This is a genomic window from Streptomyces sp. CC228A, assembly GCF_021390935.1.
Taxonomy (GTDB): domain Bacteria; phylum Actinomycetota; class Actinomycetes; order Streptomycetales; family Streptomycetaceae; genus Streptomyces.
In genome coordinates this window covers 62972-85440 of sequence record NZ_JAJPUI010000009.1, presented here as the reverse complement: position 1 = coordinate 85440, position 22469 = coordinate 62972, and the positions used below count along the sequence as shown (strand labels likewise).

The following is a 22469-nucleotide window of genomic DNA, read 5'->3' as shown; positions in this document are numbered from 1 at the left end:
TGCCATGCGTGGTGCAGGGCGGCCCGAGGCCCTGCCGTCCGCACCGCCGCCGCAGGGCCGGACGGGGCCCTCCGGCCGTGACGGCCTACGCCCGCCGGTGGACGAGGCGGCCGCCCAGGACGGTCGCCACGCAGGTCGCCGCGCCGCGTTCCCGGAGGGCGGCGGCGTCCGGGACGTCGAAGACCGCGAGGTCTGCGGGGCCGCCCACCTCCAGCGGCCCGTGCACGGCGCCCGGCAGGTCCCGGCCCTCCACGAGCGGGTCGAGGCTCGGGCCGGACACGAGGATGCCGGGGCCGCCGAGCGCGGACACCACCCGCAGCCCGGACCGGGCCACGGCGGGCCGCACCGGGTCCGGGAAGCCGCCCGTGGCGGCGACGGCGGTGGTGCCGTGCGCCAGCATGCGCTGGACCCCGCGCCGCGCGCTGCCCGCCCAGTCGTACGTCTCGGGCGCGGCCAGCGCGTCGACGGGGACGGGTTCGGTCCCCAGCCGGTCCGCTTCCCTGGGGTCGGGGTGGTAGAGCCGCGTCAGCAGCCAGCGGGTGTGCCACTGCCGCAGGCCGGGCGTCAGCAGTCCCGGCCAGCGCCGCACCCGCGCTTCCGGGCGGGAGGCGGCCAGCTCCTCGTACGGGCCGACGGCGGCGATCCGCCCGCCGTCCACGAGCACGGCGCCCTCCGGCACCGGTTCGCCGGCCAGGGGGACGACGAGGGGCGAGGTGTGCAGGGTGAGCATCCCGGACCGGACCGTCAGTTGGAGGTGAGCAGCTTCAGTTCGGGGTGGGCGGTGCCGCCCTCGATGGCCGTCGAGGAGATGTGCGAGACCACGCGGTCGTCGACCGGGTCGTTCGCCGGGTCCTCGTGGACGACGAGGTGCTCGTACGTCGTGGAGCGCTGCGCGGGCACGCGCCCGGCCTTCCGGATGAGGTCGATGATCTCCATCCGGTTGGAGCGGTGCTTGGCGCCCGCGGAGGACACGACGTTCTCCTCCAGCATGATCGAGCCGAGGTCGTCCGCGCCGTAGTGGAGCGACAGCTGCCCGATCTCCTTGCCGGTGGTGAGCCAGGAGCCCTGGATGTGGGCGACGTTGTCGAGGAAGATCCGCGCGACGGCGATCATGCGCAGGTACTCGAAGAGAGTCGCCTGCGTCCGGCCCTTCAGGTGGTTGTTCTCGGGCTGGTAGGTGTACGGGATGAAGGCGCGAAAGCCGCCCGTGCGGTCCTGGACGTCGCGGATCATGCGCAGGTGCTCGATGCGCTCGGCGTTGGTCTCGCCCGTGCCCATGAGCATCGTGGAGGTGGACTCCACACCCAGGCCGTGCGCGATCTCCATGATCTCCAGCCAGCGCTCGCCGGACTCCTTCAGCGGGGCGATGGCCTTGCGCGGGCGCTCCGGCAGCAGTTCGGCGCCCGCGCCGGCGAAGGAGTCGAGGCCGGCGGCGTGGATGCGGCGGATGGCCTCCTCCACGCCGACGCCGGAGATCCGCGCCATGTGCTCGACCTCGGACGCCCCGAGGGAGTGGATGACGAGCTGCGGGAACTCCTTCTTGATGGCGGAGAAGTGCTCCTCGTAGTACTCGACGCCGAAGTCCGGGTGGTGGCCGCCCTGGAACATGATCTGCGTGCCGCCCAGCTCGACGGTCTCGGCGCAGCGGCGCAGGATGTCGTCCAGGCCGCGGGTCCAGCCCTTGCCGCTCTTCGGCGGGGCGTAGAACGCGCAGAACTTGCAGGCGGTGACGCAGACGTTCGTGTAGTTGATGTTCCGCTCGATGATGTACGTCGCGATGTGCTCCGTACCGGCGTAGCGGCGGCGCCGCACGGCGTCGGCGGCGGCCCCGAGCGCGTGCAGGGGCGCGGAGCGGTACAGCTCCAGCGCCTCCTCGGGGGTGATCCGCCCGCCGTCGGCGGCGCGGTCGAGAACGGACTGCAGCTCGGCCTTCTCGGTCACCGGTTGCGTACCTTTCGGCGGGTTGCGGGCGGACTGGTTCAGCCTACGCCAGGGGGCCGCGCGGGCCGCCCGGGGCCTTCGCTCGCCCGGGGCGCCGGAGCCTTTGCTCAGCGGAAGCGGTCGAGGGTGGCGGTGGGGTTGCCCGCGCGCGGCTCGTCCGAGGTGTACTCCAGCCGCTCCCCGTTCAGCTTGAGCTTCACCGTGTGGGCGCCGCTGGTGCACCGGTTGTGGGGTTTGGCGCTGGCCCTGCCCTCGACCAGCAGCGTGTCCTCGGTGGCGCTGGTCAGGGTGATGTCGTCCTCGCAGGTGAAGTTGCCGAACGCGTCGAACTGGTTGACCGTGCCCACGCGCTCGCCGGTGCCGCCCTCGGTGAGGACCACGGTGAAGGTGCCCGCCGATATCTCGGTGCCCGCGAAGGTCAGTCTGAAGGGGCCCTTCCACGTGCCGACGAACGCCTTCGGCACGGAGGTCACGGCCGCGGGCGACCCGGCGCCGGAAGGCGAGGGTCCGGTCGGCGCGGTGCCGCCGGAGCCGCCTCCGGATCCGGACCCGGAGGCACCGGGGCTCTGGGAGGCCGCGGTGGGGCCGCCGCCCGGCCGGCCGCCGCCCGGGAGCACGTCGAAGAGCACCGCCGCGCCCGCGGTGACGGCGGCGAGCGCGCCCGCCACGGCCAGGGCGACGACGCCCCTCGCCTTGCGGCCGCCGCGCGGCCCGGCGGGTTCGGTGCCGGGGGCGGCGGACGGGGAGACCGGTGGGGTGCGGGGCGGCGGCGGCACCGCATCCTCGGTGGGCAGGTGGGCGACGGGCGGCGGCCCGAAGGCCCCGGCGGAGTCGGCCGCGGTGGGCGGGGGCGGGGTCGCCGTACCGGTGAAGGGCACCGGCCCCGACCCCGTACCGGCGCCCGGCCAGGACCCCGTGCCCGAGTCCGTACGCGCACCCGGCCCTCGTGCGGTCCCGGCGCGTCCTGGGCCGGTGCCGCGCCGTGCGGGCCCGCCTCCAGGTCCAGCAGCCGTACGGCGGCGCGGCTGACGTCCTCCACGACCGGCGGCGGCAGCCACCCGCCCGCCATCGACGCGGCCGCGCCGTCCGGTGCCAGGGCGGCGGCCAGCTCACCCGGCGCGGGGCGGGCGGCCGGGTCCTTGGCCAGGCACGCGGCCACCAGCTCCCGCAGCGTGCCCGCCAGCTCCGGGGCCAGCTCGGGTTCCTCGTGCACGACCTTGTACAGCAGGGCCGCCGAGGAGTCGCCGGAGAACGGCGGGACGCCGGTCGCGGCGAAGGCGAGCACGGCGCCCAGGGAGAAGACGTCCGTGGCCCCGTCGACGCCCTGGCCGCCCGCCTTGCCGAGGATCTGCTCGGGCGACATGTAGCCGGGCGAGCCGACGGACACGCCGGTGGAGGTCAGGGAGGCGGTGCCGTCGGTGGCGCGGGCGATCCCGAAGTCGATGAGCCGGGGGCCGTCCAGGGCGAGCAGCACGTTGGACGGCTTGACGTCGCGGTGGACGAGCCCGAGGGCGTGGACGGCGGCGAGCGCCTCCGCGAGCCCGGCGCCCAGGGCCCGCACGGACCGCTCGGGCAGCGGCCCGTGGGCGGCGACCGCCTGGGCGAGCGACGGCCCGGCGACATAGCCGGTGGCGACCCACGGGACGGGCGCCTCCGGGTCGGCGTCCAGGACGGGCGCGGTCCACCGGGCGCCGACCCGCCGGGCGGAGGCGACCTCGCGGCGGAACCGCTCCCGGAACTGCTCGTCCAGCGCGAAGTGCGGGTGCACGACCTTCACGGCCACGGTCCTGCCGCCCTCGGTGCGGGCCAGGTAGACCCGGCCCATGCCGCCCGCGCCGAGCCTGCCGAGCAGTCGGTAGGGACCGATGACCCGCGGTTCGTCCGCATCCAACGGCTGCATGTGCCGGTGCTCCCCGATTCCGTACCCGTGCGTCCGCCGCGGGCCCGGCGCCCGCGGCGGTGCCGCGGCGGACGCGCACCGCGGTGTCGCGGCGGCGTGCGCGGCGGCGTCCGCGACAGCAGCGTAGAGCCCGCCGCGGCAGACCTCCCAGGGATTGCCTGCGGGATCACAGGCCCGTGAGCCAACCCATCCAGGCATTCCCCCATCTATCCGGCCGTAGTCGACGACGCCCCCGCCCGTCCGCCACCAGAAGCACACGTCCCGGAGACCTTCCATGAAACGTCCGCTGAAGACCCTCGCGGCAGCCGCCGCGCTCGGTTCGCTCACGCTGGCCGCGGGCTGTTCCGGCGAGCCCGTCTCGTTCGACACCCCGGCGGCCGCGGCCGCCTCCCCCACCGCGCGGGCCGGCGCCCCGGCGGAACGCGACTCGGGGAAGAACGGCGACCCGGCCGACGGGGCGGCGGCGAAGACCCTGCTCCCGACGGGCCCGCGCGCCGAGTTCACCGAGGCGAACACCGTCGAGGACGGCACGAAGATCGCCGTCACGACCCTGGAGGGCAGGAAGTCCGGCTTCACGGGCCGGGTGTGGGTCTGGGCCCCGCCGCAGTATTTCGAACCGCGGTACGCGAAGAGCGGGTTCCCGGTGCTGATCGCCCTGCCGGGCGGCAACGGCTACCCCAAGAATTACTGGATGGGCACCGACCTGAAGCTGCAGAGCAGCATCAGCCGGTGGTCGAAGGACGGCAGAAGCCTGCCCTTCATCGTCGTGATGCCGGTGCTCAACCCGGACGACACCCACTACTACGACGGCAGCGACATACCGGGCCGCGAGAAGATGGGCACCTGGATGACGGAAGACGTTCCCGATTTCGTCAGGGCGAATTTCCGTACATTCACCTCGCGGGACGGCTGGGCCTTCATGGGCTCCTCGTCGGGGGCCTTCGTCGGCCTGAAGTCGGTCCTCAAGCACCCGGAGAAGTTCAAGGCGGTCATCGCGTCGGGCCCCGACACGGTGCCGGACTCCCCGCTGTGGGCGGGCCACGAGGCGGAGAAGCAGGCGAACAACCCGGAGAAGCTGGCCGAGGCCCTGTCGAAGCAGCCGAGCGACCCCGCCAGGGACGTCTACATCGCGTTCCAGATCGGCTCTGAGGAGTCCGGCCTGCAGAACCTCCGCTCGTTCATGGGGAAGTACGGCAAGGGCCCGGTCAAGACCCGCCTGGAGGTCATCGAGGGCGGCGGCCACAACGCCAGGAGCTATGTGCGGGGCATGGGGGACGGCTCCATCGAGTGGATCAGCAAGCACATGCAGGCGCCCGTCCCGTCCCCGTGAGTCATCCCCGCCGACGCCCCAGCAGCTCCACCCGCACATCCGCCGGGAACCCCGCCGCGTGGCCGACCCGGCGGGCGAACTCCCGCACTCCGGCGAGCTGTTCGGGGCCGAACCGGAAGTCCAGCGTGGTGAAGTAGCGTTCCAGCAGCTCCGCGTCGAACGCCTCCCACCGCGCGGCCTGCTCGGCGACCTTGCCGACCTCCTCCAGCGACAGGTCCCGGGACGCCAGGAACGCCGCGTGCACCTCCGCCACGACCTCGGGCGCGGCGGCCAGGTAGTCCTTCCGCGCCGCCCACACCGCGAACACGAAGGGCAGCCCGGTCCACTCCTTCCACATCAGCCCCAGATCATGGACCCGGAGCCCGAGCCGCGGAGCGTCGTGCAGGGAGGCCCGCAGCGCGGCGTCGCCGATCAGCACGGCCGCCTCCGCCTCCTGCATCATGACGCCCAGGTCGGGCGGGCAGGTGTAGTAGTCGGGCGCCACGCCGTACCGCTCGGCGAGCAGCAGCCGGGCGAGGCGTACGGACGTGCGGGACGTGGAGCCGAGGGCGACCCGGGCGCCGTCCAGCTCCTCCAGGGGCCGCTGGGAGACGATCACGCAGGACATGACGGGCCCGTCGCAGCCGACGGCGATGTCCGGGAAGGCCACCAGCTCGTCGGCGTGCCGCAGGTACTCCACGAGGGTGATCGGACCGATGTCGAGGCCCCCGGCGACGAGCTGCTCGCTGAGCCGCTCCGGGGTGTCCTTGCTGAGCTCCAGGTCGAGCAGGGTCCCGGTGCGGGCGAGCCCCCAGTAGAGCGGTAGGCAGTTCAGGAACTGGATGTGCCCGACACGGGGCCGGGTACGCCGAGAGGTGTCCACTGTGTCCACATGGTGAGGCTAGACCCCGCCGGACGGCCCCCGTCCCACCGGGTGGGCCGCCCGCCGCCGGGTCCCTGCGGGGGGTGCGCGGCACGGCGGGGCACCCGCAGGGCGGGGCCTCCAGGGGGGTGGAAATCCGCCCCTGACCCGGACCGCCCCCGTTCAAACATCCGGGTGACATCTTGAAGGGGTGATCTTTCCCTCTACCGCTGCTCGGACCGTGCGTGCTAGGCTCAACGCAAGTTGCAGTTTGGTTTCCCTTGCAGTACAGAGCCTGCGGAGCATGTAACCGCGGGCTCTCGTAGTTTTCAGACTTGTTTGCAGGTTCTGGAGCAGGGCGACCCTTTGGCCCAAGGAGGGCTTTATGGCTACCGGAACCGTCAAGTGGTTCAACGCTGAAAAGGGCTTCGGCTTCATCGCCCAGGACGGCGGCGGCCCGGATGTCTTCGTCCACTACTCCGCGATCAACGCGAACGGTTTCCGCTCGCTTGAGGAGAACCAGGTCGTGACCTTCGACGTGACGCAGGGCCCGAAGGGCCCGCAGGCGGAGAACGTCACGGTCTCCTGACTTAGCAGTACCCCAAGGGGCCCTGTTCCAGCGTTTCCGCTGCGAACGGGGCCCCTGCCCTTTTTCCCGAAGGCAAACGCCGCCCGCCGGGAGCCGTACGCAAGGCAACCGGGGGGCGGGCGCCGACCTCCGCCGCGCGCCCGCCGCAGGCTTCCCGCTCCCGGGCCGGGCCGCAGGCCCTCAGCCGATCTCCCGCACCAGCCGGGACAGCACCGGTACGGGTACGGAGTGCCGCTCGGCGGCCCTCAGCAGCGCGCCGCCGACGGCGTCCAGCTCCAGGGGCCGGCCCGCCTCGGCGTCCCGCTGCATGGAGGACTTCGTGGCGGCGGGGAACGCGTCGTACCGCGCCACGATCGCTTCGGCGTCGAGCGGCACCCCGGCGGCCCGGCCGACGGCGACGGCCTCCCCCACGGCACCGACCAGCTCGTCACGCCGCGCCGTCCTCACCTCACCGATGGGCAGGCCGTACCGCGTGGTGAGCAGCGCGAACGGCGCGAGCAGCGCCAGCTTCCCCCACAAGGCCGCCTCCACGTCCTGCCCCACGCTCACCCCGATCCCCACGCCGCGCAGCACCCCGGCCAGTGCCTCCAGCCGCTCCCGCAGCGCCTCGGGCCCCGCCAGCTCCACGTCCGTGAAGGGCGTGCCGTGCTCGATCACCCCGGGCGCGACCCGCGTGGCCTCCACCCGGATGGCCCCGGCCGCGACTCTCCCGGGCCCGTACCGCTCGCGCAGCAGCTCCAGGTGGTCGATCCCGTTCAGGAGGGGCACGACCAGGGTGTCGTCCCGCAGCACGTCGGCGGGCACCCGCTCCAGCGCCTCCCGCAGGGCCGTCTCCTTCACGGCGACCAGCACCAGGTCCGGGGCGTCCGCCAGCCGGGTACCGGCCTCGACCGCCGCGTGGAAGTCCCCGTGCTGCCCGCTGCGGACCCGTATCCCTCCGTCACGCAGCGCACCCGCGGTCTCCTCCCCCGCCAGGCAGACCACCCGGTGCCCGCCCCGGGCGAGCAGACCCGCGAGCAGCCCGCCCACCCCTCCGGGCCCCAGCACGGCCACCGTCAGACGTCCGTTCACGCTCACGCGCTTCCCCCCTGTCGCATCGGCTGATGCATGATCAACGCCGGGCGTACGCGGAAAATGCCCGTCCCGCCGGGAGGGGCGCGCCGCCTCGTACCCTGAAGCCATGACCGAGCGGAAACCTCCCGGTGTCACTTTCGAGTCATGGGTCGACAAGCAGATCCGCGAGGCCGCCGAGCGCGGCGCGTTCCAGGACCTCGCGGGCCTGGGCAAGCCGCTGCCCGACGACTCGGCGCCGTACGACGAACTGTGGTGGATCAAGGGCAAGATGCGCCGCGAGGGGCTGTCCGCCCTGCCGCCCGCGCTGGCCCTGCGCAAGGAGGCCGAGGAGGCCCTGGAGCGGATCGCCCGGGCGTCCTCCGAGGCGGAGGTACGCCGCCTCGCGGCGGACCTCAACGAGAAGATCGCCGCCGCGGTGCGCCGCCCGCCCCCGGGCCCTCCGCTGCACCTGAAGCCCCTCGACGTGGACGCCCTCGTCCGTGACTGGCGCACGCACCGCGACGACGGGGACCGGCGCGCGTAGCGGGCGGACCGGGACCCTGCGGGGTCAGGGCGACGGCGGGCGGCAGTCCCGGCAGCGCCCGGGTTCCGGGGCGCGGAAGGCCCGGTCGCAGCCCTCGCAGGTGTGGAACGGGTGCGGCCGGTCCGGGGCGGGCCTGTCGGGCAGGGGCGGCGGGATCAGCTCGGCGAGCCGGTGCGCCAGGATCCCGGCGGGGTACGCCATCTTCCCGGGTAACCCGTGCGTGAGCCCTCGGCGTACGGCGACGGGGTCGGCGTTCCGCTCCAGCCAGGCGGCGACGGCGGGGGCGAGGCGCCGGACGTCCGCCTCGGCGAGCAGCAGCCGCGGATCGTGGCAGCGCAGTTCGGCCAGCAGCCCAGCGGCCACCCGGAGCCGCTCGGGGTCGGCGTTCCGCGGCGCGGGCAGCGGCGCCTTGCGCCTCGCGGCGGGCGCGGGGTCCACAGCGGAGGGCGGGGCTGTCTCCGCCGCGACGGCGGCGGGCGCCTCCTTCACGGCGGGACCGGGTGTGGCGGGTGTCGGCCTCTGCTCCGGGGTGCGCTGGGCAACGGGAGCCGCGGGCCGGGCGGCGGGTGCAGGGGAGCAGGCAGGAGCCGCGGGCCGGGCGGGCGCCGGGGGCCGTACGCCGGGTGCGGCGGTCCCTGCGGGAGCGGCGGCTTCCTGACCGCCAGGGGCGGGCGCGGCGCTTCGGGCGGGGGCGGGCTTGGTGGCGGGCCTGGGGCTGGGTGCCGACGGAGCGGCGAGCGCGGCGCTCCAGGCGGGGGTGGGCTCCGGTGGGGTGGCGGGCCTCGGGCCAGGTACCGCCGGAGCGGCGAGCGCGGCGCTCCAGGCGGGGGTGGGCTCCGGTGGGGTGGCGGGCCTCGGGCCAGGTACCGCCGGAGCGGCGAGCGCGGCGCTCCAGGCGGGGGTGGGCCCCGGTGCGGTGGCGGGCCTGGGGCTGGATACCGACGGAGCGGCGGGCGCGGGGGTGAGGGTTCCTTCCCCAGCAACGGCGAGCGCAGGCCTGGCAGGGGGCTTGAAGGTGGGGGCGGGCCCGGGGACTGTCGGGCTCTGCCGCGGGATGCCCGGGGCGGCGGGTGCGGCGGGTGCGGCGGACGCGGCAGGGGCCACCGGCCGCGTAGGAGCCACGGACCGCGCAGGGTCCGCCGACCGGGCCGGAGCCCCGCAGCGCGCAGAAGCCGCCGACGGAGTGGGAGCCGCCGACGGGGTGGGAGCCGCCGACGGAGCCGGAACCACCGACGGGGTGGGAGCCGCCGACGGAGTACGAGCAGGGCCGGGAGCAGCAGCGCCCTCTACGGCGGCGGGACCCTCATCGGGCGCAGCCCCGTACGTGGCCGCAGGACCCGCGTCGGGAACAACACCCAGGCGCGCGCCGGGCACAGCACCCGAAACTCGCCCGCCGGCATCAGCGCCCACCCCCGCGTCATCCATCGCACCCGCCCCCGCGTCAGGCGCAGACGCAGGCGCAGGCGCAGGCGCAGACACAGACACGGGGGCGGGTGTGGTGGCGGTGACTGTGGCGGTGGCCTTCAGGTGGTCCCCGCCGACGCCCGCGGGCTGGTTGTAGAAGACGGTCCGGGTCACGAGCTTGCCGTTGGAGAGCCGCTTGCGCTCACGTTCCAGGTATCCGGCGGCCTCCAGCTCCCGAAGCCCGGCGGCGATCCGCTCCTCGCTCTCCGGGAAGCGGGCGGCGAGGAACCGGATGCTGATCCGGGCGCCGTCCGGCAGGGACTGGATGTGCAGGGCGAGCCCGATGGCGAGCAGGCTGAGCCCCCGGTGCTGGGCGAGGTGGTTGCCCACGACGGTGAAGTGGCGGGTGTGCCGGGCGTTGACGTGAACGACGCCTGATCGGGGGGCGGTTGCCGGAAGGGCGCCATCGGCGGGGGGCACCGCGCTAAGCTGCTGGGTATCCATTTGGGAAGGTCCATTCCTGAGTGGTCAGGCCCCCTCCCCGGATCGGTAGTCCGGCTGGGGGCCGCCGCATGTCTGCGGTGGTCGGCTTCGTGCTCGCTGCGAGCATATGCCGCCCAACCATCCAAACCCTGGCCTCAGTTGGACAATCCACTCGTGTGAGTGACGGGTAGGTCGGGGTGGGTGGGGAAGGTTCTTTCCCTCTTACGTTCTTCTCTTGAGAGACGACGCGGACGACCGGGTCGCGGCGCACCGCGACCCGGTCCGACCAGCACAGAGTCACCCGAGTCCCGGCCCCGCAACCGGGCCCCGGCGGGGCCCGTCCCGCGCCCGCGGCCCTCCCGCCCCTCGGCCCTACCCGGGCGCCACACCGGCCGGGCATCCCCGCCGCACGGGCGACGCTCAACCGGCCGCAACCGCGGCCCCCGCCGTGCCGACGGGCTCACGCGCGAAGAACTCCGCCGCCTCGGCCAGGGCACTCGCGTCGGCCAGGACCTGCCCGGGAGCGCTGCCGTTGCCGAGCAGCAGCCCGCCCCAGCGCATCTCCATGTAGGAGGCGGTGTGCCGCAGCGCCGCGTGCAGCGGATCGGCCACCGACCGGTCCTCCTCGGCGAGCACGCTGACCCCCCACAGCGTCTTTCCGGCCATGCGCTCCTTGAAGTCGAGCCCCGGCACCCGCATCCACCCCGTCCAGTGGTCGAGGTAGTGCTTGACCGGCGTGGAGAAGCTGTACCAGTACAGCGGCGTGGCGATCACGACGTCCGTCGCGCCCAGGGTGGCGTCCAGCAGCCGCTTGGCGTCCCCCTCGGGCGCCGGGTGCGTCCCGTCCCCGGTGTGCCGCAGGTCCGCGAACTCCGGGAGTGCCAGCTGCCGCAGGTCCGTCCACTCCTGCCGGACGCCCGCGGGCAGCCGCTCGGCGGCCCGCCGGGTGAGCTGCTCGGTGTTGCCGTCCGGGCGCGTGCTCCCCAGCACGAAAAGAAACGTCCGCTCTGTCTCTGCAGCCATCGCCGCGACTCCCCACTGGTCATGAGCTGGAACAAGATCAGCCGTGCACAGACGACAACTCCCCCAGCAGGCCCCGCATTCCGTACATCCGTACGCCCGTACGTCCGGTGGTACGCGTGGCCGGAGGGCCGGCAGGGCTGGTAGCCCCCGCGCCCCCGCCAGGGGGAAGCCCGCCACGGGGGAAGGGCCCGCGGCCGCGCGCCGGGGGGACAGCCGCCGACAGGGGCGTCCGGTCCGGGACTGGGGCCCCCGGTCCGGGACTGGGGCACCGGTGGCTCCCTGGGGACTTCCCACCGCTACGCGCGCCGGGTCCGGCCCCGGCCATCGGCAGCTCCCCGCCGTTGTCAGTGGCACCCGTTAGCGTCGACGGCATGGAACTGCGCATCGAGCAGCACGCGTTGACCGAGGCCGTGGCATGGGCGGCCAGGGTCCTCCCCACCCGGTCGCCAGTGCCCCTCCTCGGCGGCCTGCTGCTGGAGGCGGAGGGGGACCGCCTCCGCGTCTCGGGCCTGGACCACGAGGCGTCGGCGCGCGTGGAGACCGAGGCGGAGACCATACGGCCGGGCCGGGCACTGGTCATGGGCCGCAGGCTCCTGGACGTGTGCCGGGTCCTGCCGGAAGGCCCGGTGACCGCCGCGGTGGACAGCCCCTCACGCCTGACGCTCGGGGCCGGGGGCGCCCGCTTCGGCCTGTCCCTCCTGCCCTTGCAGGACCACCCCGCGCCCCCTGGCGTACCGGAGGTGCGCGGAGAGGTGGACGCGCCGGCGTTCGCGGCGGCGGTGGCACAGGTGGCGGCCGCTGCGGGCAGGGACGAGACGCTCCCCGCGCTGACGGGCCTCCGCCTGGCGCTCACCTCTGGAACGCTCACCCTGGCGGCGACGGACCGCTACCGCTACGCCCTCCGCACGATCCCGTGGAAGCCGACGGGCGCGGGGCTCCCCTCAGCGGCGGCCCCGGAGACCGAAGCGCCCGCGACGGAGACTGCCGAGACAGGGGTCTCCGCGGCGGAGGCCGTTGAGACTGCGGCCCACGCGGTGGAGGCCCTGGTGCCTGCCCGCCGCCTGGCGGAACTGACCCGCGCCCTCGCGACCGAACCGGGCACCCTGACCGTGGCCCTCGACGATGGCACCTTGGCCCTGGCGACCTCCACGCGCCGCGCCACGACACGCCTCCTGGAGGGCAGGCTGCCCCGCCACGACAAGCTCTTCGCCCTGGACGACACCCCGGCAACGGCCACGCTCGACCGGGCGCCCCTGACGGAGGCGGTGAAGCGCGTGGCGGTGGTGGCGGACCGGGACAGCCCGATCCACCTGACCTTCACCGGCGACACGGTCCACCTCCAGGCCGGCCACGAGGACGACGTGGCCTCCCAGCACGTCCCGGCCCACCTGGACGGCGAAGCCCCCCTGACGGTCGCCTTCAACCCGGCGTACCTCCTGGAAGCCCTCACCACCTTCGAAGCGTCCACCCTCCACCTCCACCTCCAAGGCCCCGGCCAACGCGCCCTCCTCACCGCAGGCCCCACCCACCAGCACCTCCTCATGTCGATGCGGACACCGGGGGTGTGAGGGGGCGCCCTGGTGCCGAAGCTGCCCCCGTCCCGCGCGACTTCACAAGGGCACGCCGCGGGTCGATCGACCCGACCACCCTCACCCGCGCCTTCACCACGCTCCTCGGCAGTGCGGCCTCCGCCGCATCCGCTTTCACGGCCTCCGCCACTCCACCGCCACCCCCGTTATGTTTTCTGCGGCTCCGCAACGGGGCCGCTGGCCTCCGGGCCCGGCATGACTGTTGCCCCCTGTCGAAGGCATGACCTGGGGGGTGGTGTCACCGGGTCCGGGGGTGTTCGTCGGAGACGCTGATCAGAGGTCCGGCCACCGTCCGGTCCGGCGCAATGCCGGACAGTTCGCGGGCGGCAGGTCTGCATAACGTGGATGCGCGAGCACGACACCCGAGCCGAGGCCGGCACCGCCAACACCCCCTGGGAAGGGGCACGATGTTCGAGATCGAAGACGTGGGCGTGTTCCTGGGCCTGGACGTCGGCAAGAGTGCCCACCACGGTCATGGGCTCACCCCGGGCGGGAAGAAGGTCTTCGACAAACCGCTGCCCAACAGCGAGCCCAGGCTGCGGGCCGTCTTCGACAAGCTGCGCGACAAGTTCGGCACCGTCCTGGTGATCGTGGACCAGCCCGCCTCCATCGGCGCCCTGCCGCTGACCGTCGCCCGCGACGCCGGCTGCCAGGTCGCCTACCTGCCCGGACTCGCGATGCGCCGGATCGCCGACCTCTACCCGGGCGAGGCCAAGACCGACGCCAAAGACGCCGCCGTCATCGCGGACGCCGCACGGACTATGCCGCACACCCTGCGCTCGCTGGAACTGACCGACGAGATCACTGCCGAGCTCACCGTGCTCGTCGGCTTCGACCAGGACCTCGCCGCCGAGGCCACCCGCACCTCCAACCGGATACGCGGTCTGCTCACCCAGTTCCACCCCTCGCTGGAGCGCGTCCTGGGCCCGCGCCTGGACCACCAGGCCGTGACCTGGTTGCTGGAGCGCTACGGATCCCCGGCCGCCCTGCGCAAGGCAGGCCGCCGCAGACTCGTGGAGCTGATCCGCCCGAAGGCCCCGCGCATGGCCACCCGGCTGATCGACGACGTCTTCGACGCGCTCGACGAACAGACCGTCGTGGTCCCGGGCACCGGCACCCTCGACATCGTGATCCCCTCCCTGGCCGCCTCGCTCACCGCTGTTCACACCCAGCGCCGGGCGATGGAAGCCCAGATCAACGCTCTGCTGGAGGCTCACCCTCTTTCCCCGGTCCTGACGTCGATGCCCGGCGTCGGCGTCAGGACCGCCGCCGTCCTGCTGGTTACCGTCGGCGACGGCACCAGCTTCCCCACCGCAGCCCACCTCGCCTCCTACGCCGGCCTCGCACCCACCACGAAGCAGTCCGGGACCTCGATCCACGGCGAACACGCACCCCGAGGCGGAAACCGGCAGCTCAAACGGGCGATGTTCCTCTCGGCCTTCGCCTGCATGAACGCCGACCCGGCCTCCCGCACCTACTACGACAAGCAACGAGCCCGCGGCAAAACCCACACCCAGGCACTCCTCCGCCTCGCCCGCCAACGCATCAGCGTCCTGTTCGCCATGCTCCGCGACGGCACCTTCTACGAACCCCGGACACCGACGGACGTCGAACTCGCCGCATAGCTTCAGCAAGCCCGAACCACCCGAAACCCGACAGAGGTGCCTTGACGAAAGACATAGAGGCACCCTCCTGGAACAGGGCGTCGAACTCGTCGTCATCAAGGAACTCCTCGGCCACGCCCACATCGGCGTCACCGCCACCGTCTACGCCCACGTACGCCTCCACCTCCAGCGCGACGCCATCGACACCCTCAGCACCGCCCTGGACGCCCCTGCCAACGACAAGTCGACCCGCAACGACGGCGACGACCCGCCGCTGTGCGGAGCCACCGTCCACTGACGTTGCCGTCAACTACTGCCGTCACCCCACGCAGAAGCCCCGCCAGGACGCACCTGACGGGGCTTCAACTTTGCTGGCGCTATCGACCCTTTAAGCGGGATGTGTTTCACGCCAACATTTCACGCGACCGAGAGTTAACCCTGAGACTGGGCCCCAGAAAACTCCCAAGAGAGTCGAAGCTACCCTGACCGAAGCACCTTCATCTGAGGGTCAAAACAGTTCAGTCCAAATCTGTTGGCAACCTGTGCCACATACGCAGACGCCACATCTGCGCTACTCCACGCAAGCGCGATGTAAACGTAAGGCCCACTTGCCCCTTTGGAAAGTGGCGTTGCAGCCCAGGGCGTATCGTCTCCGGTATCCCTATCAGGCCAACGCTCAGTAAGGGCGGCCAGGAAGTCGGCGATGACGCTTACCACTGGGAACAGCTCATCACCGTCGAGATACTCGTCGTAAAGGCGATTATGCACCCTAGCCGCTTCGCGACCGCTGGCCGGCACATCCCCTTGCCAAACCGCCAGGTCATAGCTCATCTTTCACTCACCTCGTCTCGCGTGCAGTAGAGCTCGGCGCTTGCCAATGCTCTTTTCCTGACCCCTCCTACCATGCCTTTGCCCCGCCATAAAGGATTATGTTGACGTCAGCCTGCGGGAGCAAATCACCACTCTTCAAGCCCCAGCTACTCAGCTGGTCGGACCGCAGGATCACATTCCCGCCATCCCCAAGCTGCCCATACACAGTCTTCTGCGGAGGCGACAGTCTGGCTGAAGGGCCATTCTTCACTTCAAAATACTCGGGCGCACCCAAGCCGGGACCATTCCTGGTTGCGACGACATCAACATACGATATCGTCCCGTCTTTAGCTTCAAGCTTCACGTGCGTCCCCATGATCGTGTAACCACGGCCCTGAAGCTCCTGGATAGCTCTGGCTTCGCCCACCGCGCCCTTGGCCGGTCCGCACGGTCCGCTGTTGTGAACGAGAACCGGCGTCTGCCCCGCCAGCACATAGTACGTGTGCAGGTCCGCGACAGTCAGGTTGTAGGTGTTCTGGCGGGCCTGGTATGCGCGGACAGCGTTGACAGCGACCGTGGAACCCTCATCGGTGCGGAGCGTCATGCCCGGCTTGAGCTCACCCGCATCGAGCCATGCCTTCTCCGACTCGGACCAGAAGGGGTGGTGGTCCGTCGCGACGATGACCTTCGGGCCGTCTTCCGTGGAGACGGTGACATCGACGTAGGACTTGTCGTCCGCCGTGAAGATCGTCGCCGTTACGGTCTCCGCTTCGACCTCGCCCGTTTCCGGATCTGTCGCGAGGACTTTGTCTCCCACCTCAAGTTCTTCGATGGGTTTGACAATGCCGTCCGCAAGCAGGACCTCGGTCCCCGCAACGAAGCTGTCGCCCGTGGGGCAGCGTCCGGGTCGGGAACCCTTACTGGGCTTCATCAGCCCTCTGGCAACAAAACCCCCGGTGAGATAAAAGTCCATCGTTGCTTCAGCAACGACATCGCTGAGCTTCTTGCGACGATCACAAGACGCCCCATCCTCAAAGCAGACGATGTCGTGAATGGCGTACTCGACTGTCAGGCTGAATGGCAGCTCAGAAACGCAGCCGTAATCGTTGCGCACGCAGCCATTACGCATGTCGTACGCCCGGGACACCCCCGGGTACTTCTTCTCGACCTTCGCCATGACCTTGTGGAAGGTCTTCCGGTTCTTGAAGGTGACCACTGCGGACCCGATCCGCACAGGAAGGGGGTTGTCGTAGTAACCACTCTGGTAGCCGCTCTGGTCGCTACTCCCGTATTTCAGCTTGTGGACCTTCGCGGCCGTATTGCATCCACCGCAGCCGCCGCTGTCGAAGCCGCCGTCGTTGTTGCCCTCGAAGAGCTTGAGGCCCGTGGGGTCCGAGTTGGTGATCGGGTTCTGGTTGGCGTAGGCGTACCCGTTCATCTGGAGCGGGTCCGCGATGTCGATGATCGGGTCCGCCGAGATGAACCGGCCCGTCGACGCGTCGTACTCGCGGGCGCCGATGTGCGTGAGGCCCGTCTTCGGGTCGTCGATGCCGACGCCCAGGAAGGTGCGGCGGTCCGGCCAGGTGGTCGGCTCGGTGCCGCGCGGGTTGCCGTACGGGTCGAACTTGCGGCGGGTCACCGCCTGGCCGGCCGCCAGGTCGACCGCCGTCTCTCCGGTGTTGTGGTGGTCCGTCAGGACGAGCGTCAGCTTGTGGCCCGTCGCCTTGCCGCCCGTGGAGCGGACCGTCGTCGGCGCCCCCGGGTGGGTGTAGTAGCGGCGGGCGTCCACCGGGGTGCCGGCGGTCGTGACCACGATCTCCACCTCGCCCAGGTACAGCGTGCGGGTGGTGCCGTCGTCCTCGACCAGGCGGTTGCCGGACGCGTCGTACAGGTACGTCACGTCCGGTGTGCCGTCGTCGTCCGTGTCGGCGGACGTCAGCTTGTTGCGGCGGTCCCAGCTCAGGGACTGCGTGTCACCGCCGATGACCCGCTCGGTCGTGTTGCCCGAGGCGTCGTACGCGTACGTCGACTGGGATGTCACCGTCTGGCCCGGGGTGCGGACCGTCGCGTCCACCCGTGCGAGGGTGTGCGGCTGGTGGGTTCCCGCGGGCAGCGGGCCCGAGGGCGTGCTGCCGTACGTGTAGGCGTACTCGTCGTCCAGAGCCTCGTCCGTGAGGTCGTGGACCTTCATGCCCGTCCGGTTGCCGATCGCGTCGAACGCATACGAGTGCCAGTAGCCCGCCCCGTCGACGCTGGGCGACACGTCAGCCCGGTCGGGGCCGGCGTCCTGGGCCGCCGAGCTGCGCGGGCAGCCCGGGGTCTTCGCCGTCCACGCGTGGGCCAGGCGGCCCATCGGGTCGTACGCGAAGCACTGGCGGTCCACCCGCGTCGCCGACTGGGTGTCCGTGACCGACGTGATGTTGCCGACCGTGTCGTACGCGTACGCCAGGGTCGAGAGGCGGCTCGGGTTGAGGGTCTCCCGGTCGGTGGTCGACTTCACGAGCCGGCCGGTGTCCTGGTCGTAGACGGACGTCGACCACACCCGGTTCGGAGCCTCGCCCGACGCGGTGCGCAGCACCTGGCCGAACGGGTTCGAGACCGTCTCCGCCGTGTACCAGGCGAGACCGGACGTCGTGCGCGGTGAGCCCTCGCCGTCGTAGCGGGTGATGACCTTCTCCGCGGCGAGCCCGCCGGGGGTCGCCGGGAGGTCCACCGACTGGAGGAGGCCCGTGGCGGTGTAGGTGCTGCCGTACGTGTAGGTGCCGGCCAGGCCCGTCGTCCTGGGCGTGGACGGGATGGTGATCCGGGTGCCGGTGGGGCGGTACTCCTGGTCGTAGCCCGTGACCTCGGACGTGAACGCCGCGCCTTCGTTGTACCGGGTCGACGCCACCGGCAGGCCCTTGGCGCCCGGCAGGGTGTCATACGTCCACTTCGCCACGAGCGGGCCCGTCGCGGAGTCGTCGCGCAGCTCCGTCTGGCGGCCCAGGACGTCGTACGACGTGTGCTGGGCGCGGCCGCGCGAGTCCTTCGTCCAGGTCCGCCGGTCCAGTACGTCGTAGCCGAAGTAGCCGGCGCCGACGTCCGGGTCCGTGGAGGACGTCATGCGGCCGCGCACGTCGTACGTGTACGTCCACTTGTTGCCGTCGGCGTCGGTGACCTGCGAAAGGAGCCCGCGGGGGTCGTAGGCGTACGACGTGTCGATGCTTGCCGGCGGGTCCTCGGGCTCGGTGCCGGCGGCGGGCTGTGTGCCGGTGATCGCCGTGAGGTCCGTGGTCGTGAAGTGCTGGATCTTCGAGGTGCGGCCGAGCGCGTCCGTCCACGTGCGCGCGGCGCGGCTGCCGGACAGCGGGGTCGCCCCCTTGACCGACATGCCGGAGCGGGTGAGGGTCCAGTCGCCTCCGTAGGCGACCGTGGAGGAGTGCTGGGGGTCGCCCTCGTACAGGGTCGTGGCGCGCAGGGGGCGGCCGAGGCCGTCGTAGGACGTCTGAATCGCGTTCGGGATCTGCGTGAGCGACAGCGGTGCGAAGAGCTGGGTCTCCGGCTCGCCGTCCGCCAGGTAGGCGTTGCGGGTCTCCTGGGCGGTGCCGTTCGCGTTGTACAGCGTCTCCGTGATGATCCGGCCGCCGCCCAGCGCCTCCGTCTGCGTCTGGCGGGGGCGCATCAGGCCGTCGTAGATCTCGACGGTGTCGCTGTACGTGCCGTTGTCCCGCAGGACCAGGGTGCGTACCGACGGGACCTCGTTGTCCTCGATCTGGTACTCGAACTTCGCGGACGCCGCGTCGGTGCCCTGGGTGCGGGACGGCGACCAGACCGCCGTGGCGCGGCCGAGCGCGTCGAACGTGCCGCTGGTCTTGCGGCCGTTGGCGTCGGTGACGGACAGGGCGGTGCCGCGGGCCGGGTCGAGGGCCGTCGTGGTGGTGTGTCCGGCGGCGTTGGTGGAGGCGGTCTGGAACGCCGGGCCGGTGGCGGGCGTGTAGGCGACGGTCGTCGCGTGGCCGGCCGCGTCCGTGACCTTGGTGCTGCGGCCGAGCGCGTCGTACACGGTACGGGCGGAGGTGACCCAGCCGGTGCCGTCGGCGTCGACGGTGTCGACCTGGAACGGCAGGCCCTTGAGGGGGGCCGTGCCGAAGGCGGCGAGGGCGTCGTACGAGACGCGCTGCGCGGAGATGATCTGCGTGCCGGTCGCCGTCGCCGCCTCGGCGCAGGTCCCCACCGTGGTGCGGGAGTGGTGCGGGAGGCCGATGAGGTGCTTGGCGGTGTTGTGGACGTACGAGGTGGTGGTGCACTTCTCGTCGCCGGTCGTCATGCTGCCCGTGCCGTTCGGGGTGAGCGTGAGCGTCTGGGCGGTGAGGGTCACGCCGTACGTCGGGTCGAACGTCAGCTGGGTGCGCTGTGTGCGGGTGCGGCCTTCGCTGATGGTCTCGACGGTGTCCGTGCGGGACGTGGCGGTGCGGTACGCCTTCAGGGCCGGGAGGCCGGTGCGCGCCCGGGAGGCGGTCTCCTTGCCGTACGGCCACGACAGCGTGCGCGACACGAGGGTGCCGCCTGCCTTCGTGTAGGTGAGGGTCTCCGCCGGCATGCCCTGGTACGGCAGGAGGTCCTCGCCGAGGGTCTCGGTGCCGGTGGAGTCCTTGACGGTGACGGTGTCGCGGCCGGCGTCGCCGGACATGCCGCGGAAGTAGCGGGTGCGCGTCTGGGACTGCTGGGTGGCGTCGTGGGCCGTCTGGTCGGCGCTGGTGACGCCCTTCTTCGTGACGACGCCGGCGTAGCCGCGCCACTGGTCGTAGGTGCGCAGGGCGGGCTTGGTGAACTCGTCGGTGTTCTTGGCCCAGGCGCCGCCGCCCTCGTAGGTGTACGTGGTGGTGACGTCGGGCTGGCGGGCCACGCGGTCCTTCTCCGTCACCGCCTCGACGACGTACTTGTTGAACCACTCCACCGGCGGCTGGTAGCCGTCCTTGGACATGCGCTCGTCGGTGAACGCCTCGGCGTCCGCCGACCAGTGGACGGGGAAGCAGCGGGTGGTGTTCGAGGCGGGCGAGGGGTGTTCGGTGCCGACGGGGCAGTGGTCGGAGTAGTCGACGTGGATCTCGCCGCCGGTCTCGGTGCGGATCGTCTCGACGCGCAGGCGGTCGAAGTCCGGTGTCTCGTCCGTGGCGCTCTTCGCGACCCGGTTAGGCATGTCCTCGACGTTCGGGAGGAACACGACCGGCGGCAGGACCTTGTCGGCCTCCTCCTTCGGGGAGCCGGGCCGGTTGTGGCCGGTGCGGGTGATGGACTCCAGCCACAGCGGGGGGTGGGTGTCCGTGCGCTGCTTCGGGAAGGACTGCTTCAGCGTCCAGGTGTCGACCGGGGACAGGGCGGTGGAGCCGGGGGTGCGCTGGCCGTAGGTCTCGACCTCCTCGAGCTTGACGCGGCTCCAGAAGGTCGGCGCCGTGACGTAGCAGTTCTTGGCGCCGACCTTGCAGTGGAGCGTGGAGGGCGTGTCCCACCAGGGCTGCTTGTCCTGGTAGTTCTTGGACTCGAACTTCGTGTCGGAGCAGGTGGCGGAGTCGCCGTCGCAGCGCTGGGCGGTCTTGAAGACGACCTTGCCCGCGGGGGCGCCGTCCAGATCGTCGGCGCGCAGGCCGTACAGGATCTGGGTGGGGTAGCTGTCGCGGTCGTAGGAGACGGCCTGAGCGAACTTCTCGTTCTTGGCGTAGCGGTTCTGCTCCTTCTTCCAGTCGACGATCATGGCGTTGCCGTGGACGTCCTCGACGTAGTCGAGGTTCCAGCGCCATGCCTGGGTGCAGGAGGAGTCGGCGTAGGCGGTGGCGTGGCAGGGCTCGCCGCTGTGGTTGCCGAAGACGGGGACCGTGGCCGTCGAGTTGGTGGCGGTGGCGCGGCCGGGCAGGGTGCCCCGGCCGAACCAGTAGCGGGTGCCGTCCGGGGTGGTGACGATCCAGTGCTCGCCGTCGTACTTGCCGGTCTGGGCGGCCTTGGTGCTGCCGTCCTTGGCCTTGTACTCGATCCGGGCGCCGGTGTCGTTCTGCGCGACCCACTTTCCGGTGGCGTCGTCGCGGACGAGGGAGGTGGCGGAGCCGCCGAGCGACATCACGACGTTGTCGCCGGCCCAGCACAGGTCGGACTTCTTCTTGTGGGTGCTGTTGTCGTTGTTCGGGGTGCCGGAGCGGTCGTCGTCGCAGGAGCGGTAGCGGCGCTCGATGAAGCCCGGGTGGTAGTCCCAGCCGTCACCGATCCACGATGCCTGGCCGTTGGCGACGGAGGTGCGGCCGTCGACGGACTGGGAGGAGTAGGAGAGGGCGACCTTCGGCGCGGGCCCGGCCGGCGGCTCGGGGAGGGGCAGCGGGTACGTCCAGGAGAAGCCGCCGCTGCTGCCGCCCGCCGACCAGGTGCCGGTCGCGGAGAGCGGGGTCGCCTTGTACGTGCCGCCCGCGCCGGCCGCCGAGTCGGTGGCGGCCAGGACGACGGGGCCGCCGCCGGACTGGGTGGACAGGCCCTGTGCCTGGCTCGCGGCCGGGTCGACGGTGGCGCGGACCGTGTCGCCTGACGGATCGTTGCTGCTGGGCACGTCGACGGGGGTGGTGCACTCCTCCAGCTCGGGCGTGGTGAGGAAGCACTGGGGGAGCTGGGTCAGCTTGAGGCGGGAGGACCACTCGGTGCCGAACAGGTCCTCGAACTGGCCGTAGTCCAGCTCGATGTCGACGGGTGTGGAGCCGCTCTCGGGCGGGGTGACCGTGATGAGGGCGCCGTCGACGTCGGCCGCTTCGGTGCTGGTGCGGGGCTCGACGGCGACGTCCCAGGTGCCGCTGGGGGCCGGCGGGTTCGGGTCGGCCTCGGTCGGTGACGCCTTGCCGATGCTGACGGGCAGGGTGCCGACGGGCACGAGGTCCTCGCCCGCGCCGTCCAGGGTGACGGGGGCGGTACCGCCCGCGGGAGGCGTGATGGCCGTGGGGTCGAACACGGTGGGCGGCTCGACGGCCGAGCCGGACCAGGCGCTGAGTTCCTCCATCTTGGCCTGGTCGGGATCCGCCGGCTCCTCCTGCTGGAGGGCGTCCAGCACCGGGCCGCTGCGGGGGGCCGGGGGTGCGATGGCCCAGGCCTCGGCGGGCAGCAGCGTCGCCGCGAGCACGGCCGAGAGCGCGACGCCGAGGCGGCGGGCGCGCGCGGTGCGTCTGCGGCGGCGTACCGCGGCGCTCGACCAGCGCGACGCCGCGCGCGAAACCGCGTGCGGGGAAAGCCGGTTGAGGCTTTCGGGCACGCGGAAGGTGCGTCCTGAAACGGACGAGGACATGTGACCCCCCACTTCCGCCGCGCGCCATCAGAGGGAGGGCATGCGGGGAAAACGACAAATAGCCAGG

The 22469-nt window shown here is 72.1% G+C and carries 16 protein-coding genes; 6 read left to right on the top strand and 10 right to left on the bottom strand.

The genetic code is table 11. The features are described 5' to 3' along the window. Nucleotides 1-85: 85 nt before the first annotated feature. From L6E17_RS23890 to L6E17_RS23880, 4 genes are all read right to left on the bottom strand, one after another. On the bottom strand, nt 86-730 hold the full coding sequence (locus L6E17_RS23890) for a hypothetical protein (RefSeq protein ID WP_236242803.1): 645 nt from the start codon (nt 728-730) through the stop codon (nt 86-88). A 14-nt stretch (nt 731-744) separates the two neighbouring features. Beyond that, nucleotides 745-1941: a cyclic dehypoxanthinyl futalosine synthase gene (gene mqnC, locus L6E17_RS23885; protein WP_236242802.1), complete on the bottom strand. Its 1197-nt coding sequence runs from the start codon at nt 1939-1941 to the stop codon at nt 745-747. Nucleotides 1942-2048: 107 nt separating this feature from the next. Continuing rightward, the gene (locus tag L6E17_RS31175) at nt 2049-2414 is read right to left on the bottom strand and encodes a hypothetical protein (RefSeq protein WP_308315930.1); all 366 of its coding nucleotides are present in this window, start codon (nt 2412-2414) and stop codon (nt 2049-2051) included. After that, nucleotides 2411-3841 (bottom strand): serine/threonine-protein kinase, encoded by a 1431-nt coding sequence (locus L6E17_RS23880; protein ID WP_308315929.1) that lies wholly within the window; start codon nt 3839-3841, stop codon nt 2411-2413. Before L6E17_RS23880 ends, L6E17_RS31175 begins: the two co-directional genes overlap by 4 nt. A 274-nt stretch (nt 3842-4115) precedes the next feature. On the opposite strand from L6E17_RS23880, the gene L6E17_RS23875 reads away from it, so the two are divergent. Continuing rightward, nucleotides 4116-5171, top strand: a complete 1056-nt coding sequence (locus tag L6E17_RS23875; protein WP_236242801.1) for an esterase family protein — start codon at nt 4116-4118, stop codon at nt 5169-5171. 1 nt (nt 5172) lies between these two features. Here the strand turns inward: L6E17_RS23875 and L6E17_RS23870 are convergent, their stop codons facing one another. Further along, nucleotides 5173-6033, bottom strand: a complete 861-nt coding sequence (locus tag L6E17_RS23870; RefSeq protein WP_236242906.1) for a menaquinone biosynthetic enzyme MqnA/MqnD family protein — start codon at nt 6031-6033, stop codon at nt 5173-5175. Nucleotides 6034-6397: 364 nt separating this feature from the next. On the opposite strand from L6E17_RS23870, the gene L6E17_RS23865 reads away from it, so the two are divergent. After that, on the top strand, nt 6398-6601 hold the full coding sequence (locus tag L6E17_RS23865; protein WP_071273049.1) for a cold-shock protein: 204 nt from the start codon (nt 6398-6400) through the stop codon (nt 6599-6601). Between the two features lie 180 nt (nt 6602-6781). Here the strand turns inward: L6E17_RS23865 and L6E17_RS23860 are convergent, their stop codons facing one another. After that, nucleotides 6782-7672, bottom strand: coding sequence for a ketopantoate reductase family protein (locus tag L6E17_RS23860; protein ID WP_236242800.1), 891 nt, complete (start codon nt 7670-7672; stop codon nt 6782-6784). A gap of 109 nt (nt 7673-7781) precedes the next feature. Between L6E17_RS23860 and L6E17_RS23855 the strand changes: the two genes are divergently transcribed. Further along, nucleotides 7782-8198 carry a DUF1992 domain-containing protein gene (locus L6E17_RS23855; protein ID WP_236242799.1) on the top strand — a complete coding sequence of 139 codons (417 nt, stop codon included), beginning with the start codon at nt 7782-7784 and terminating at the stop codon, nt 8196-8198. Between the two features lie 24 nt (nt 8199-8222). On the opposite strand, the gene L6E17_RS23850 is transcribed toward L6E17_RS23855, so the two are convergent. Continuing rightward, a complete protein-coding gene (locus L6E17_RS23850; protein WP_236242919.1) occupies nt 8223-8687 on the bottom strand; it encodes a hypothetical protein in 465 nt (154 codons plus the stop codon). A gap of 1038 nt (nt 8688-9725) precedes the next feature. Between L6E17_RS23850 and L6E17_RS31630 the strand changes: the two genes are divergently transcribed. Further along, nucleotides 9726-10040, top strand: a complete 315-nt coding sequence (locus L6E17_RS31630; protein ID WP_374109131.1) for a hypothetical protein — start codon at nt 9726-9728, stop codon at nt 10038-10040. 465 nt (nt 10041-10505) lie between these two features. Here L6E17_RS31630 and L6E17_RS23840 read toward each other — a convergent pair whose 3' ends face one another. After that, entirely contained in the window at nt 10506-11108 is a 603-nt protein-coding gene (locus L6E17_RS23840) for a flavodoxin family protein (RefSeq protein ID WP_236242798.1), read from the bottom strand. A 371-nt stretch (nt 11109-11479) separates the two neighbouring features. Here L6E17_RS23840 and dnaN point away from each other — a divergent pair, with 371 nt between their 5' ends. Further along, nucleotides 11480-12676 (top strand): DNA polymerase III subunit beta, encoded by a 1197-nt coding sequence (dnaN, locus tag L6E17_RS23835; protein ID WP_236242797.1) that lies wholly within the window; start codon nt 11480-11482, stop codon nt 12674-12676. Between the two features lie 428 nt (nt 12677-13104). Continuing rightward, nucleotides 13105-14322, top strand: a complete 1218-nt coding sequence (locus tag L6E17_RS23830) for an IS110 family transposase (RefSeq protein WP_236238829.1) — start codon at nt 13105-13107, stop codon at nt 14320-14322. 456 nt (nt 14323-14778) lie between these two features. On the opposite strand, the gene L6E17_RS23825 is transcribed toward L6E17_RS23830, so the two are convergent. Further along, nucleotides 14779-15132: a hypothetical protein gene (locus L6E17_RS23825; protein ID WP_236242796.1), complete on the bottom strand. Its 354-nt coding sequence runs from the start codon at nt 15130-15132 to the stop codon at nt 14779-14781. Between the two features lie 67 nt (nt 15133-15199). Further along, on the bottom strand, nt 15200-22369 hold the full coding sequence (locus L6E17_RS23820; RefSeq protein ID WP_236242795.1) for a polymorphic toxin-type HINT domain-containing protein: 7170 nt from the start codon (nt 22367-22369) through the stop codon (nt 15200-15202). Between the last annotated feature and the right edge of the window lie 100 nt (nt 22370-22469).